The sequence below is a fragment of the bacterium genome (genome assembly GCA_035559435.1).
Lineage (GTDB): Bacteria > Zixibacteria > MSB-5A5 > WJJR01 > WJJR01 > JACQFV01.
In genome coordinates, this window is record DATMBC010000004.1 from 1 (window position 1) to 14,161 (window position 14,161).

At 63.5% G+C, this 14,161-nt stretch carries 13 protein-coding genes; 12 read left to right on the forward strand and 1 reads right to left on the reverse strand.

What is annotated here, in order from left to right; translation table 11 throughout:
* The first annotated feature begins 463 nt into the window (after positions 1-463).
* The 9 genes from VNN55_00150 to VNN55_00190 all read left to right on the forward strand — a co-directional run bounded on the left by VNN55_00150 (position 464) and on the right by VNN55_00190 (position 10,638).
* The gene (locus VNN55_00150) at positions 464-604 is read left to right on the forward strand and encodes a hypothetical protein (GenBank protein HWO55959.1); all 141 of its coding nucleotides are present in this window, start codon (positions 464-466) and stop codon (positions 602-604) included.
* A 342-nt stretch (positions 605-946) separates the two neighbouring features.
* Positions 947-1,801 (forward strand): M23 family metallopeptidase, encoded by an 855-nt coding sequence (locus VNN55_00155; GenBank protein HWO55960.1) that lies wholly within the window; start codon positions 947-949, stop codon positions 1,799-1,801.
* Between the two features lie 159 nt (positions 1,802-1,960).
* Positions 1,961-2,659 carry a sigma-70 family RNA polymerase sigma factor gene (locus tag VNN55_00160; GenBank protein ID HWO55961.1) on the forward strand — a complete coding sequence of 233 codons (699 nt, stop codon included), beginning with the start codon at positions 1,961-1,963 and terminating at the stop codon, positions 2,657-2,659.
* Between the two features lie 87 nt (positions 2,660-2,746).
* On the forward strand, positions 2,747-3,433 hold the full coding sequence (locus VNN55_00165) for a metal-dependent hydrolase (GenBank protein HWO55962.1): 687 nt from the start codon (positions 2,747-2,749) through the stop codon (positions 3,431-3,433).
* Positions 3,434-3,463: 30 nt separating this feature from the next.
* On the forward strand, positions 3,464-5,860 hold the full coding sequence (locus VNN55_00170) for an AsmA family protein (GenBank protein HWO55963.1): 2,397 nt from the start codon (positions 3,464-3,466) through the stop codon (positions 5,858-5,860).
* A 1-nt stretch (position 5,861) separates the two neighbouring features.
* On the forward strand, positions 5,862-6,815 hold the full coding sequence (locus VNN55_00175; protein HWO55964.1) for a hypothetical protein: 954 nt from the start codon (positions 5,862-5,864) through the stop codon (positions 6,813-6,815).
* On the forward strand, positions 6,815-7,693 hold the full coding sequence (locus tag VNN55_00180) for a lysophospholipid acyltransferase family protein (protein HWO55965.1): 879 nt from the start codon (positions 6,815-6,817) through the stop codon (positions 7,691-7,693). Before VNN55_00175 ends, VNN55_00180 begins: the two co-directional genes overlap by 1 nt.
* A 5-nt stretch (positions 7,694-7,698) precedes the next feature.
* The gene (gene waaF / locus VNN55_00185) at positions 7,699-8,745 is read left to right on the forward strand and encodes a lipopolysaccharide heptosyltransferase II (GenBank protein HWO55966.1); all 1,047 of its coding nucleotides are present in this window, start codon (positions 7,699-7,701) and stop codon (positions 8,743-8,745) included.
* 207 nt (positions 8,746-8,952) lie between these two features.
* The gene (locus VNN55_00190; GenBank protein ID HWO55967.1) at positions 8,953-10,638 is read left to right on the forward strand and encodes a hypothetical protein; all 1,686 of its coding nucleotides are present in this window, start codon (positions 8,953-8,955) and stop codon (positions 10,636-10,638) included.
* Positions 10,639-10,710: 72 nt separating this feature from the next.
* Here the strand turns inward: VNN55_00190 and VNN55_00195 are convergent, their stop codons facing one another.
* A complete protein-coding gene (locus VNN55_00195; protein HWO55968.1) occupies positions 10,711-11,013 on the reverse strand; it encodes a DUF3467 domain-containing protein in 303 nt (100 codons plus the stop codon).
* A 47-nt stretch (positions 11,014-11,060) separates the two neighbouring features.
* Here VNN55_00195 and rfaE1 point away from each other — a divergent pair, with 47 nt between their 5' ends.
* The 3 genes from rfaE1 (at position 11,061) to VNN55_00210 (ending at position 13,940) form a co-directional block, all read left to right on the forward strand.
* Positions 11,061-12,104, forward strand: coding sequence for a D-glycero-beta-D-manno-heptose-7-phosphate kinase (gene rfaE1, locus VNN55_00200; protein ID HWO55969.1), 1,044 nt, complete (start codon positions 11,061-11,063; stop codon positions 12,102-12,104).
* A 126-nt stretch (positions 12,105-12,230) separates the two neighbouring features.
* Positions 12,231-12,722, forward strand: a complete 492-nt coding sequence (rfaE2, locus tag VNN55_00205; GenBank protein HWO55970.1) for a D-glycero-beta-D-manno-heptose 1-phosphate adenylyltransferase — start codon at positions 12,231-12,233, stop codon at positions 12,720-12,722.
* A 138-nt stretch (positions 12,723-12,860) separates the two neighbouring features.
* Entirely contained in the window at positions 12,861-13,940 is a 1,080-nt protein-coding gene (locus VNN55_00210) for a Xaa-Pro peptidase family protein (GenBank protein HWO55971.1), read from the forward strand.
* The last annotated feature ends 221 nt before the right edge of the window (positions 13,941-14,161 follow it).

Here is a 14,161-nt window from a genome sequence, read left to right on the forward strand (position 1 = left end):
TGGTCGCCCTCGATCTGGTCGATGCGGGTGTCGGTGATACAGTGCTGGTCTGTCAGGAAGGGCGTTGGGCGCGGGAGACCCTCGGCAATCTCGATGCCCCGGTCCGTTCGATGGTGGTTGCCATCGTTGAGCGGATTTCGACCACCCCGGAAATTCCTTCCGCACCATCGGCTTGACCCCGATAGCAGTGTTGGCCACCTCCGGTGTGGGATGTGCTCCCCTCAGTGCCGGAATCAGCCCAACCGCCTGCTGTTTTTCCAATCGGACCTCGCTAGGACTGTTTAGCGTAATCCATTCTTAAGTAACGCGTTACGGCAATTGTTCCCCATCTGAATCCGATGGCAAGCCCGTTGCATGGGTCGCCAGCTGGCAGAATGGTTAAAGCCGGGATCGGCTGACCGATAAGTATCCGGGGGATGTCCAACCGTGACCCTCCGGGTTTCTGAGTCCGGAGGGAGCGGAAATGTCGAAAAAAAGCAAACCATCGGGGAGGACCCCCCAGAAGACCTATTGGCATCTGTACAGCTTGCAGACGCTGAACTCGGAGAAATTCATCAAGGTCGTGAACAAGATCCTGAGGAATGAGTATCACCTGATTAAGTAGCGATCTCAACCCTTTGATTTACAATCGGTTGGTCTGTCGCTCCGGGCCGCAGTGACGACGGACCAGACACCATTGGACGAACAAGGCCGTAAGAGGCACCTTTCAAACCCACGGAAGCCATCTTTTCCGGCGTCAGGAAGACGCGGTGCGATGGTTGTTTCTCTTGACAAGACATCGGGTTCCGAATACTATGGCGCATCTTTTTGAGGGCTGGGAAGGAATCCCGGCAAGCGGCTGAAAGGAAATCGGATGTCGAAAGACCGACTCTCAATACTGATCATTCCACCCTCGACCGATAGAGTTCGGCAGTACTCCGTTCCACAATGGATAGTGCGTGCCTGTGTGGCTGTCGCTGCCACGGTCGTGGTGGGATTCATCAGTTCGCTCGGGATCGCCACATACGGCATCAACAAGGCGGGCGAGACCCAGGATCAAGCCAAGGAAAACGCTGAGTTGCGCGCCGCCCTGACCGGCATCACGGCCGACCTCAAGGTCCTGCGCGAACAACTGGCGCGGTTGGAAATGGCGGAAAAGAAGGTCCGGACGGTCTTCGGATTCCCGGAAGTGGATGACGAGGAGCGCGCGCTTGGCGTCGGCGGGACGCTGGCCGAAGCGACCGAGCCCTTGTCCGAATCGACACAGTTGACCTATGCCATCGAGGCGGAAATCGACCGTCTGCTGCATCGCGCCTCGTTTGAGCGCGAAAACTTCGAGTCGGTATTCTCCGCATTGATGGACCAGAAGCAGCGACTGGATCATACGCCCTCGACCTATCCGGTCAACGGCATCCTGATGCGGGGTTTTGGGATGAAGTCCGATCCGTTCACCGGCAAGATGCGCCCGCACCAGGGGCTGGACCTTGCCGCCCGTATCGGCACTCCGGTCTACGCCCCGGCATCCGGCAAGGTGATCCTGCGGGAACGCCAGACGCAGTTCGGGAACACCATCGTCATCGACCACGGTTACGGGGTGGAGACGGTGTATGGGCACTTGTCGAAGTTTGAGGCCAAACTCGGCCAAAACGTGCGTCGAGGAGACATCATCGGGTATGTGGGCAACAGCGGCTACTCCACCGGACCGCATCTGCACTATGAAGTGCATGTGGCCGGCGCCCCCGTCGATCCGATGAAATACGTCTATGACAAAGCGCCGGGTGGGGGAGAGACATTTGCGACGGACGTCGGGTCGACGCCCTGACTCACTGCCAAGTTTGTTGATGGATGGAGGGAGTGCGCGCGGGGACATCGCCCCGCGCGCGTTTTCTTTGCACGGACGGCGAGCCCGCGTGGGCACGCTGTATTATCTTTGGGAATCTGATTGTCGGGAAGCGTGGAAAGTTCTTCAATGGATGATGCCATGGTAAGGAAACCACCGTCTGCCTCGAAGCCCAAGCGGGCGGTCGCGCCCAGCCGCCGGCGCAAGCCGCCGCAGGCCGCCGTCGCGCGGACACCCGCCGACAGCGGCGAGAAAGACGAAACCGAAATCAAGGAAATCATCCGCCAGATTCAGGCGGGCAAGACCCATCTGTTCAAGGAACTCACCGACCGCTACCGGTCGCAGGTGGCCGGTATTGCCTACAAGATGGTCGGCGACTACGACGACGCCAAAGACATCTCGCAAATGGTGTTCGTCAAGACGTTCTACAATATCAAGCGCTTCGACCTTTCCAAGCGGTTCTCCACCTGGCTGTACCGCATCGCCGTGAACGCCTCGATCGACTATATCCGCAAGTTCAAGAAGCACAAATTCGAAGACATCGACGATTCGGGCGAGCCGGGGCTCCGCACCACCACCACCCCGGAGCAGACGTTCCAACTGAAGGAACTCGGCGAGTTTGTGCGCGAGGCGGCCGGCAAACTCAACGAAAAGCAGCACAAGGCCTTCGTCCTCAAGGATCTGGAAGGGCTCGATATCGACGAGATTGCCCAGATCATGGGCATGCCCCAGGCCACCGTCCGCTGGTATCTGCATCGCGCGCGCAAGAAACTCCGCGGCGATCTCCGCCGCCGCTTCGGACCCGTTCTCAGCAAGATGGGCATCAGCGACGACCTCTGAGCGCCGTTGGCGCGGCGCAACTGGCGCGGCATTTTCACCGGCGTTATATTTGTGATCCCAGGCACAAGCCCGGATGAGGGAGGAGATATGCCACGGATCCAATACCTGTCGCACTCCGCATTCCTGCTGGAGACCGCCGGTCGCAAATTGCTCTTCGATCCATTCTTCACCGGCAATCCCAAGGCGCCGTCACAGGCAGCATCGATTAAGCCCGACTACATCCTGTTGACCCATGGTCATGGCGATCATCTCGGCGATGCCCTCGAGATCGCGCAGGCCACATCGGCGACCATCATCGCGCCCAACGAACTGGCGGTGTGGTGCGCCAACAAGGGCTGCCATGCCCATCCGATGCACATCGGCGGCGGCTGGAACTTCGATTTTGGACGGGTCAAGTTGACCATCGCCCATCATGGCTCCGCCGTCGGGCCGGGTCCCGTGGGGTGGGAGTACACCGGCAATCCCTGCGGGTTCCTCATCACTTCGGAAGGCAAGACCCTCTATCACGCAGGCGACACCGGGCTGTTCTGGGACATGAAACTGATCGGCGAGCTGCAGCCGATTGATCTGGCGCTTCTGCCCATTGGTGATAACTTCACCATGGGCGTCGCCGATGCGATCAAGGCCGTCGAACTCCTGCATCCGCGACGGGTGGTGCCGATGCACTACGACACCTTTGACATGATCAAGGCCGATCCCTCCGTCTTCGCTGCCGGCGCCGCCCGATTTGCCACGCCGACGGTCATGAAGATCGGCGACTGGCTGGAGTACTGATCGGCAACGAAGCGTATCACCCGGGCGACCATGACCAAATCCGCGCGTCTCGTCGTTGGCATCGTTGGCGTCCTCGCGTTTCTGGCGCTCCTGGCGCTGGTGGTCGTCAAGTTCGTGTTCACCAAGGAACGCGTGCTGGCGATGCTGACGCCGCAACTGGAGCGGGTGATCGACCGTCCGGTCACGATCGCCGATGCCGGCATCACGCTCTGGGGCGGCATCGGGGTGCGTCTCGACGGCGTGACCGTCGGCAACGCCGCCGGATTCTCCCGTGAACCGATGCTCTCGTTGCAGCGTCTCGACATCAAAGCGCGGTTCTGGCCGCTTCTGCGCGGCCATGTGGTCATCGACCGGATTGTTCTCGACCAGCCTTATGCGCTGATCGAACTCTCCGAAGACGGCCGATCGAATTTCGCGGGCATGATCAAGACCGATGCCGCCCCCGACTCCGGCATGGCGCCCGCCGACGGCCAGCCGCTGAAGGTCGCCCGGATCATTATCGTCGATGCCGGGCTGGGTTGGCGCGACCGGCGCGATGCCCTCTGGATCGACCTCTTCGGCGCCGACGCCGAAATCAATCTCGATGCCGCGCGACCCGGCTTCCTCGCCTTTGACGCCCAGACCGTCTTCGACTCGCTTTTCCTGCAAGGCCATCGCCGCTTTTCGATCCGCGCCGGCCAGCCGTCGCTGGCGGTACGCGGCTCCTGGGACAGAACCTCGCGCACACTGACTGTCGATTCGGCCGCGACCGAGTGGTGGGGCGCTAGGATCAATGCCGCCGGACGGGTGCAGATTCTGCCGTCGCTCTACGATGTTGCCTTTAACGCACGCCTCGGCGCCGTGCGGGTCGAAGAACTCATTCGCGAGATCGATGCCGCGTTCCCGCTGCCCAAGTTGGCCGGGCTGACCGCGCGCATGTCGGGCGACATCGAGGCGCGCTTCGTCTGGCCGCTGCCCGACAACACCGCGCCCGAATGGCAGGGACGCTTCGAAGTGACTGATCTGCGTTGGCCACTGCCAGAAACCGGCGTGGAAGTGGCCATCCCACGCGTGCAGCTGCATGGCAGCGATCGCTCGGTGTCCTGGTCGGTCGCCGCCGGTCAGATCACCGGAGGAACTTTCGCCACCTCGGGCACCATCGACCGGCTCTTCCTGACCGAACCCACATTCTCGGCGCTGTTGAAGGCCGACGTGCCATTGGAAGGGATGAAGGGCCTGCTGCCCGCGGCCTGGCGGTCGTCGATCGCCGGCGCGGTGCGTATTGATCTCAACGGCTTCGGCCAACTCGACGACTGGCGCAATCTGCACGTGACCGGCGAGGTGGCCTCCGACCGGTTACGTATTGTCGATGCCGATTGGGACTTTGATTCCCTGGTGATCTCGGCCGATTGCCGTCTGACCGGCCATGGGGTCCAGCTCGACCGTTGCGACTGGACCGCCGGCGCATCGCGCGGGCAGCTGAACGGGCAAATCGAATCGCTTCTGCCCGCGGTCCTGAACGACTACGCCACGCCCGATGTCCCGCATGGACGTATCGATGTGAGCGGGCCGCGTATCGATCTCGACGCTCTGATCGGCGATGAAACCTCCGCCCCCGACACCCTGACCGGCGATCCGGAGAAGATCCCATTGATGTCGATTTCCGGCACACTGCGCGCCGACACGGTCATCTACAATGGATTGCTGCTCACCGCCATCGAGGCCCCGTATGAGTACCGCGACCGGGTCTTATCGCTGGCGCCGATCCGTGGCGAACTATACGGCGGTCTGCTCGGCGGTCGTCTCGACTGGAATCTGAACAGTTGGCCCGCGCCCGAGTTTTTTGCTTCGCTGAGCGCCGACAACATCGAAGCCGAAGCCTTCGCGGCCCGCTATCTCGGCTGGGTCGGCGGCGTGTCCGGCTTGATGACCGTCTCCGGCGAATTCAACGGCCGCGGACGTGAAGCGGAGCAGATTCTGCCCACGCTGATCGCGCAGGGGAAGGTCGATCTGTCCGGCGCGCGGTTGGAGGCGGCGCCGCTTTTGGGGCGGATCGGCGCCGCGCTCGGCATCAGCGGTCTGGACCGGCCCCGCTCGCTGCGCGATCTGCGCGTGCCGTTCCGCATCGAGAACGGTCGGATCATCACCGATGAGCTGCGTGTCACCTTCGACGACGTGCAATACACCGCGCGCGGCTCCTATGGGCTGGACCATTCGTTGCATTACAGTGTCAGCGCCCGCGCCGTCGGCGCCAACGCCCCGCGCCTCATCCCCGAGACCGGGCTCCGTTTCTCGCTGACCGGCACCGTGACCGCGCCGGAGGTCCGCATCGACGCCGCCGGCACGGCGCGCGATGTCGTCGACGATCTGGTCGGACGCGCCAAGGACACGCTGCAAAAGAGGTTCGACGAGAAACTCCGCGACCTGTTCAAACCACAAAAGCCCTGATATGCGGCCGATCCTGCGATCGTCGTTGTTTGCCGCCGTCGGCGTGCTGGCCTTGGTGGCCGCGACGGCCGCCCAACCGCCGACGACGTTGCCCCTCCTGATCAGCGGCGGCGACCCGGCGCTGGTGGCCGAAACCGAGACGATTCTCCGCGCGGCCCATGAGGAACTGGTCCGTCACAGCGGCGTGGCAATCCGCGACACGGTGCGCGTGGTCTATGTGGCCCGGTCGCAATCCTTCGACTCGGTGGTTGGCGGACGTTTCCCCGACTGGGGGGTGGCTGCCGCCGTGGCCGAGGCCAACCTGATCGCGGTTCGTTCACCGCTGGACTACCCCCTCGGACGCTCGCTGCGCGAAACGCTGCGCCATGAGCTGGCGCATCTGCACATCGATGCCCTCAGCGGCATGCGCCAGATTCCGCGCTGGATGCATGAGGGGTATGCCCAGCAGTTCGCCCATGAGTGGCAATTCGGCGACGATGCCCTGATCGCGCGCGCGGTGTTCATGGACAATCTCATTCCGTTGCGCGATATCGACGGGGTCAATTCCTTCACCGGGACGCAGGCGCAACTGGCCTACACCCAGTCCTATCTGGCCATGGACCACTACCTGCAGGCCTATGGCTGGGACGGATTGGTGCTCTTCTGCCGCCGGGTGGCCGAACGTGCCAGTTGGGATGAGGCGTTCCGTTACGCCACCGGCGCCGACTACGCTGCCTTTCAACGCGAATTCACCGAATCGTTGCGCGCGCGCTACAACTGGATCGCCTTCCTGGGTGACACGATTCTCCTCTGGCTTGGGCTGGTCGCGGTGTTTGTGGCCATCTATGTGATCAAACGCCGCCGCGCCGCCAAACGACGCGCCGAATGGGAACAGCAGGAGGCCATCGAGGACATTCTCTACGGCCCCCTGTCGCGCGACGACGGGCCCAACCCGACCCCTCCGCCGCAACCCTGATGCGCCATCCTCTCCGCTATCGTCTCGAGTGGCTGGCCCTCCAGATGCTGCGCTGGAAGGCGCGTCTTGTGCCGCGACGTGTCGCGCTGGCGGGCGGCGCCGTCCTGGGCCGTCTGATCAGCGCGGTCTGGTCCCGCCGCCGCCGCATCGCACGCGACAATCTTCAGCGTGCCTACCCGGAGTGGACGGTTGACCAGGTCGACACCACGGCGCGGGGTGTCTTCGAGCATTTCGGACGCACCACCGTCGAGATTCTGCGGGTTTCGCCCCGGACCCGCGCGGAACTGTCGAAGCTGGTCGATCCGCACAACGCCGAATCGATCGATGCTCTCTATCGCGACGGCCGCGGCGGGCTTCTCGTCAGCGGGCACATCGGCAACTGGGAGCTTCTCGCCGGATGGATCGCCGCCAGCGGTTACCCTCTCGATGTGGTCGTCAAGCCGATGCGCAATCCCCTCAGCGACCGTCTTTACAACGACCGGCGCCGCGATCTTGGGGTGCGTGTGATTCAAACGCAGGTGGCGACGCGTGGCATCGTCGAATCGGTCAAGGCCCGGCGACTGGTGGCCATCCTTGCCGATCAACACGCGGGGGAGGAAGGGGTGACCGTCACCTTCTTCGGACGCCCTGTCTCGACCCCGCGGGGCCCGGCGGTCCTCTCGTTGCGTTTCGGGTGCCCGATCCTCACCGGGGTCATGGTGCGCAAGGACGACGGGCGATTTGACGCGTTCATCGACGGTGTGCTTGATTACACGCCAACTGGCGACGAGGAACGCGATGTGCGCGCGCTCACGCAGGCGTACACCACACGGCTGGAAAACCACATTCGCCGGTTCCCATCGCAATGGCTTTGGACCCACCGTCGCTGGCGGGGATGATCGCGATGCCGACGCCGACGCAACCGTCACGAATTGTCGTGCGCGCGCCCAATTGGGTAGGTGATGCGGTCATGGCGTTTCCCTTCCTGGTATCGCTGCGGTTGAATGCGCCGAATGCGGCGATCGATCTGGTCTGCCGCGCCGCGCTGGCCGACTTATGGGACGATCTGCGCCTGGTCGACCGTGTCATTGCATTGGATGAACCAGCGGGGAAATCGAGGCTGAGGAGTGTCTGGCGTAATGCCCGCCGCCTGCGTCCGGAACGGTATGACTTGGGTTTCTGCCTGCCGCCCTCATTTGGCTCGGCGCTGATGTTTCGTCTGGCCGGCGTCCGACGCCGGGTGGGCTATGCCGCCGACGCGCGCGGCTGGCTTCTGACCGACCGTCTCCCGTATGGAGCCAATGGCCGTCGTCCGCATCGCGCTGAGGGGTATCTGCAATTGTTGCGACTGGTCTGGCCCGAGGCGCAAATGGATCGAGGTCTTCACTACCGTCCCGGACCGCAGGCGGCCGCGGCGGCGGACACGCTGCTGGCGACGATCATGCCGCCATTTGGATCCCCATTGGCCATTGCGCCCGGCGCGGCTCAGCCGAACAAACTCTGGCCGGCGGCGCGATTCGCCGAAATCGGCCGCCGCTGGCAAGCCAATGGCGGCCAGTGCTGGTTGGTGGGCGGACCGAACGACCGTGCCGCTTGCGGGGCCGTTGCCGCCGAGTTATCCGCATCGACAATGCTCAACCTCTGCGGCTGCGGGACGCTGCCGGTGGTGGGCGAGATCATCCGTCGTGCCGCCCTCTTTGTCGGCAACGACTCCGGGCTGTCCCATCTGGCGGCGGCGGTCGGGACGCCCGTCGTGGTGATCTCCGGCCCGGGCGATCCGGCCGAGGTCGCGCCCTTCACCGAGCATGCCCTGACTGTCAAAAAGTCGCTTTTCTGCTCGCCCTGTTACAGCAATCGCTGCTTGCGCAAGGACTATCCCTTGGAATGTCAGGACCTGGTCACCGCCGAGGATGTCTGGTCCGCGGTCCGGCGGCTGAGCGGCAATGCCTGAGTCGATGAAACCTGGAGATGCAAATGCCGTACCATAATTGTGAAGTCGTGCATCGACATCGGTTTGAAGTTGTGAGACACCACGGGTGGTGAGCTGATGGGAGTTTGTCTGGGTGCCTGTACGAGGTGTTTGGCCGCCGGCGCTGTCCTGGCCGTCGGGGCGCTGTTTCTAGTTTTCACTTTGCCGACAAACGCGGCCGCCGGTGAGGTGGTTATTACCGATCTGGACCCGCGGGCGTTGGAGACGGTCACCTTCACGGTGTCCGCCTCGACCGATGTGACCATCGAAGCGGTCGGCGCCGGCCTGAAGTCCGGCGAGTACCTGTTCGCCTACCCGTGGATCATCGATGCCCGCACCCGCACGCTGATCTGGTCGATGGACGAGGAAATCACCGACCCGGTCGACGGTTCGAAGTGGCTGCGCCGCTATGAAGACGAGATCACCCTGCGGCCGGGATCGTACGAGCTGATCTACTACGCCGGCCAACCGTTCTTCTACTTCGGCAACTTCGACTCGGACAATCTCAAGGAATTGCTCAAGGGGCTTGGGGAGTGGTTCGACAAGGGGAAGACCGATTTCCCGGGCGACGATGAGCTGAGCCGCAAACTGGCCCCCGAATACATGGTGCGTCTGGCCGCCGCGAGCGCCTTGCAGGTGGAGGACCGCCCGATCCAACGCGATGCGCCGGTCCGGATTGTGCATCCCGGCAACGATTCCTATAACAAGGTCGACTTTTCGCTCACCGATGACTGCGTGCTGGAAATCTACTGCCTTGGCGAATTCGCCGGATCGGCCGCGTCGATGGTCGATGGCGGCTGGATCGTCAACGCCCGCACCCGGGCGCGGGTCTGGGAAATGACCGAGGACAACACCGATCACGCCGGCGGCGCCTCGAAAAACCGTCGCTTCCATGAAAATGTCCGTCTGCCGCGCGGCGAGTACATCGCTTACTACATCACCGACGATTCCCACGCCTGGGGCGACTGGAATGCGCCGCCGCCGATCGACCCGGAGGCGTGGGGGCTGCAGATATTTCCGGCGTCGGCCGCCGACGCCTCCAAGATCGTGCTGCGCGCCGCCCCGGCTGCTGAGATGCCGCTGCTAAAGATCACCGGCATCGGCGACAATGAATTGGTCTCCGAGAATTTCCGCCTGATGCAATCCGCCCCGTTGCGCGTTTACGCGATCGGCGAGTACGATCAATACAGCGACCGGATGGCCGACTATGCCTGGATCACCCGCGCCGATGACCGTGCCAAAATCTGGTCGATGACGGGCGCCAACACCGAACCCGCCGGCGGCGCGAGCAAGAACCGCCAATTCGACGGGATCGTCGAACTTTCCGCCGGCGACTACACGCTCTACTACGTCACGGATGGATCGCACTCCGAAGGGAGCGGCTGGAACTCGTCGCCGCCTTATGACCAAAAATCGTACGGCGTCACGATCTATCCCGGCAACCCGGATTTCAACCGCGCGAACTTCACTCTGATCGCCAAGTCTGACGTGCGGACGCCGGGCCTTCTGGCCGGCATCAGCGAGGTCGGGGATGACGCCGACGAGACCCGCCGCTTCACGCTGGTCTCACCCACACGGGTCCGCATCCGCGCCCTCGGCGAAGGCACCCGTCACGAAATGGTCGACTACGGCTGGATCGAGGACGCCCGCACCGGCGACATTGTCTGGGAGATGACCTTCCGCAAGACCTCGCATGCCGGCGGCGCCGAGAAGAACCGTCAGGTCGATCAGGTGATCCTGCTGGACAAAGGCGAGTACATCGTGCACTACGTCACCGACGACTCGCACTCCTTCCCGGATTGGAACGATTCCCCGCCCGAGGACCCGACCGGCTGGGGCATCACCGTCAGCGAAGTGAACAAGACGGCACCGTAGATCGGACGCCCGTTCGATCGCCGGGGACGGCGCCGTCGTGCGTCGTCCCCGTTTAGTTTGCGCGCCGACAACTCAGCGCGAGGCCTGGAATCCGATGTTCTTGTCGTCGGAGCCCGCCAGTTTGATCGCGCCGAACGCCGACTCGTACTTCTTGATATTCTCCTCGAGGGCATTGAGCAGCATCTTGGCATGGGCCGGGGTCATGATGATGCGGGCATAAACCTTGGTCTTGGGCGCGCCCGGCGTGATGCGGGCGAAATCGATGACAAACTCTTGCGGCGAGTGGACAATCAGCGCCAGGTTCGAATAGATGCCTTCGGCCTCGGCGGGGCCGACTTCGACATTGATCTGCTGGCGCGGTGGCTGTTGTTGCACGGCAATTCCTCCTTGTCAACCGACGGCTCACGGTATACCATGACACGGTGAAAGTCAACGCCGCCAAAAGCTTGGCCCCGATTTCCGAGAATCATCTCGGCGTTGGCGCCCTGCTGGACCGCTTCGCCGGGGGCAAGATCGTCGTGCTCGGCGACATTATGCTCGACGAGTACTGGATCGGCTCGGTCGAGCGCATCTCGCCGGAGGCCCCGGTCCCGGTGGTTGCGGTGCAGAGGCAGGAAGCCAAACTCGGCGGCGCCACCAACGTCGCCCAGAACATTCGCTCGCTGGGCGGCGAGGTCGTCACGGTCGGCATCATCGGCGAGGATCGCGCCGCCGAACTGGTCCGCGCCCGCATGAGCGACCAACGCATGTCGACGGCGGGGCTCCTGGTCGACCGCGCGCGTCCGACAACCGTCAAGACCCGCGTCGTGGCGCACCACCAGCAGGTGGTGCGCGCGGATTTCGAGACCATCGAGGCGATCTCCGCCGCGCAAATCGAGGAGCTGGCCACACGCTGCCTCGCCGAGCTGCGCGACGCCGCCGGCCTGGTGATCTCCGACTACGGCAAAGGCGTGATCCAGCCGCCGCTGCTGGACCGTGTGGTGTCCGCCGCGCGCGACCAGGGCAAGTTCATCGTTGTCGATCCCAAGGACACGCACTTCAACTCGTATCGCCGGGTCACCACGCTCACGCCCAATCACCACGAGGCGGGGTTCGTCGCCGGTCGGCGCATTCGCGATGACGCGTCGTTGCGCGCCGTCGGGTTCGAGTTGCTCCAACGGCTCGACGCCGACACGCTGCTCATCACGCTCGGCGAAAAGGGGATGGCGCTGTTCGAACCGCAGGGGCGGCTGACCAGGATTCCGACCGTCGCCAAAATGGTCTACGATGTCACCGGCGCGGGCGATACGGTCGTGGCGACAGTGGCGATGACGCTGGCGGCTGGGGGGAGCATGCTGCAGGCGGCGTATGTCGCCAATGTCGCCGCCGGCGAGGTGATCAAGGAAGTCGGCACCGCCCAGACCACCGTGGCGGCGATCCGTCTGGCTCTCGACGATCTTCCCGAACCGCAACTGGACGTCAGTTAACATGCGGCAACTGTTTGACCGCGGCGATGTGAGCGCATGGCTCGTCGGGAGGCCCGCCCTCCCTGGAGCCCTCAGCACGGTCGGAGCGCGGGACCCCCACCGCGTCGCCTGGCATTCCAATCCGAGATGAAAACCAGCTCCTTCCGTTCACGCCTGCTTGGCCGCGCCGCATTGGCCCGGATGCGTGGCCATTGGCGGCGGCAGGGGAAACGCGTGGTCTTCACCAACGGCGTCTTCGATATCCTCCATCGCGGCCATCTCGACATCCTGAGTCGGGCGAAGAGTTTCGGCGACATCCTCGTGGTCGGGCTTAACAGCGATGCCTCGGTGCGCCGACTGAAAGGGCCGGAGCGTCCGCTCAACCGCCAGCAGGACCGCGCCCGCATGCTCCTGGCCCTGCGCATGGTCGACTATGTCTGTATTTTCGGCGAAGACACCCCGCTGGAATTGATCCGTGCACTTCACCCAGATGTCCTGGTCAAGGGTGCCGAATATGCCACCGGCCAGATCGTCGGAGCAGCCGAGGTGCGCGGCTGGGGAGGCCGGGTCCGTCGGGTGACCATGCGCCGGGGATATTCAACCACCGGCCTGCTCAGAAGGATCGGCGGCGCTAAGTAATTCACGTACAACGCATTCCATTACCGCCCTCGACATTTTCCTTGACTGAACCTGCCCGGCCCAGCACACTCTCAAATTGGGAATGTGCACCCGGAGCCCCCGGGCGCCGATAGAAGGGTAGAACTCGACGTGGCAACTGTGTCCATACACCCAGCCCGCATCGCCAAACTGCGCCGCCGCCTGGCCGACGAGCACCTCGAATACCTGCTGACCACCGCCGCCAACCAGTTGCAGTATCTGGTTGGTTACACTGGTTCCAACGGCCTGTTGCTGCTGGGCCGCCACAGCGCCGAGTTCTTTACCGACGGTCGCTATCGCGAGCAGGCCAAAAAGGAAGTGCGCGGCGCCAAAGTGGACATTGTGCCGGGTGATCTGGTTGCCCATCTGCCCAATCTGCCGCTGTTCAAGAACGGCCGTCCGCGCATCGGTATCGAGTCCGCCCTGCTGACCGAAAAAAACGGGAAGCGTCTGCGCGAGCTGCTCCCGCGGGCGCTGTTTGTGCCGCTGGAAGATTTTGTTTCGACGTTGATGCAGGTGAAGGACAAAAGCGAAGTGGCCAGTATCCGCCGCGCCGCCCGGATCGCCGAGGATGCGCTGGCCGACACGCTGCCACTCATCCGGCCCGGGGTGCGCGAACGCGATCTGGCTGCCGAACTGGAGTACCGCATGACCCGCGCCGGCTCCGAGCGGCCCGCCTTCGAGACGATCGTGGCCTCGGGATACCGGTCGGCCCTGCCGCATGGGCGCGCCTCGGAGAAGAAGGTGCAGAAGGGGGATTTCATCACCTTCGACTTCGGCGCCACGGTCGGCGGCTATGTGTCCGATGTCACCCGCACGGTAGTCCTGGGCAAGGCGACCGCCCGGCAACGCAAGGTCTACAATCTGGTGTTGAAGGCGCATGACACGGCCATCGCCAAGGCGCGGCCCGGCCTGAAGTGCGCCGATCTGGATCGCATCGCGCGCGTCGTCATTGAGCGCGGCGGCTACGGCAAGCGGTTCGACCACGGTCTGGGGCACGGCATCGGGCTGGTGATCCACGAGGCGCCGGCCTTGAACGCGCGCAGCCAGACAGTGCTGCAGACCGGCATGGTGGTCACCATCGAGCCGGGCATCTACATTCCCGGATGGGGCGGGGTGCGCATCGAAGATGACATCCTGATCCGTCCCGGCAAGGCGCAGGTCATCACCACCTCGACGCGCCAATTGATCGAGTTGTAGTTCAGGGAGTTTCTGGGGCGTAGGGACTTTCCCGGAAGGGGGAAGCCATGAACGAGCAGGCGATCCGTCAGTTGATCAAAATCGTCGAGGAATCGAACATCGATTCGCTCGAAGTGCGGCGGTGGTTTCAGACCATCCGCATCGTCAAGAACCGCGGCACGCAAAACGGGCATCATCCGTCGCCGTCGGGAACCACCACTCTGGTGACCGTTCCGGCGCCC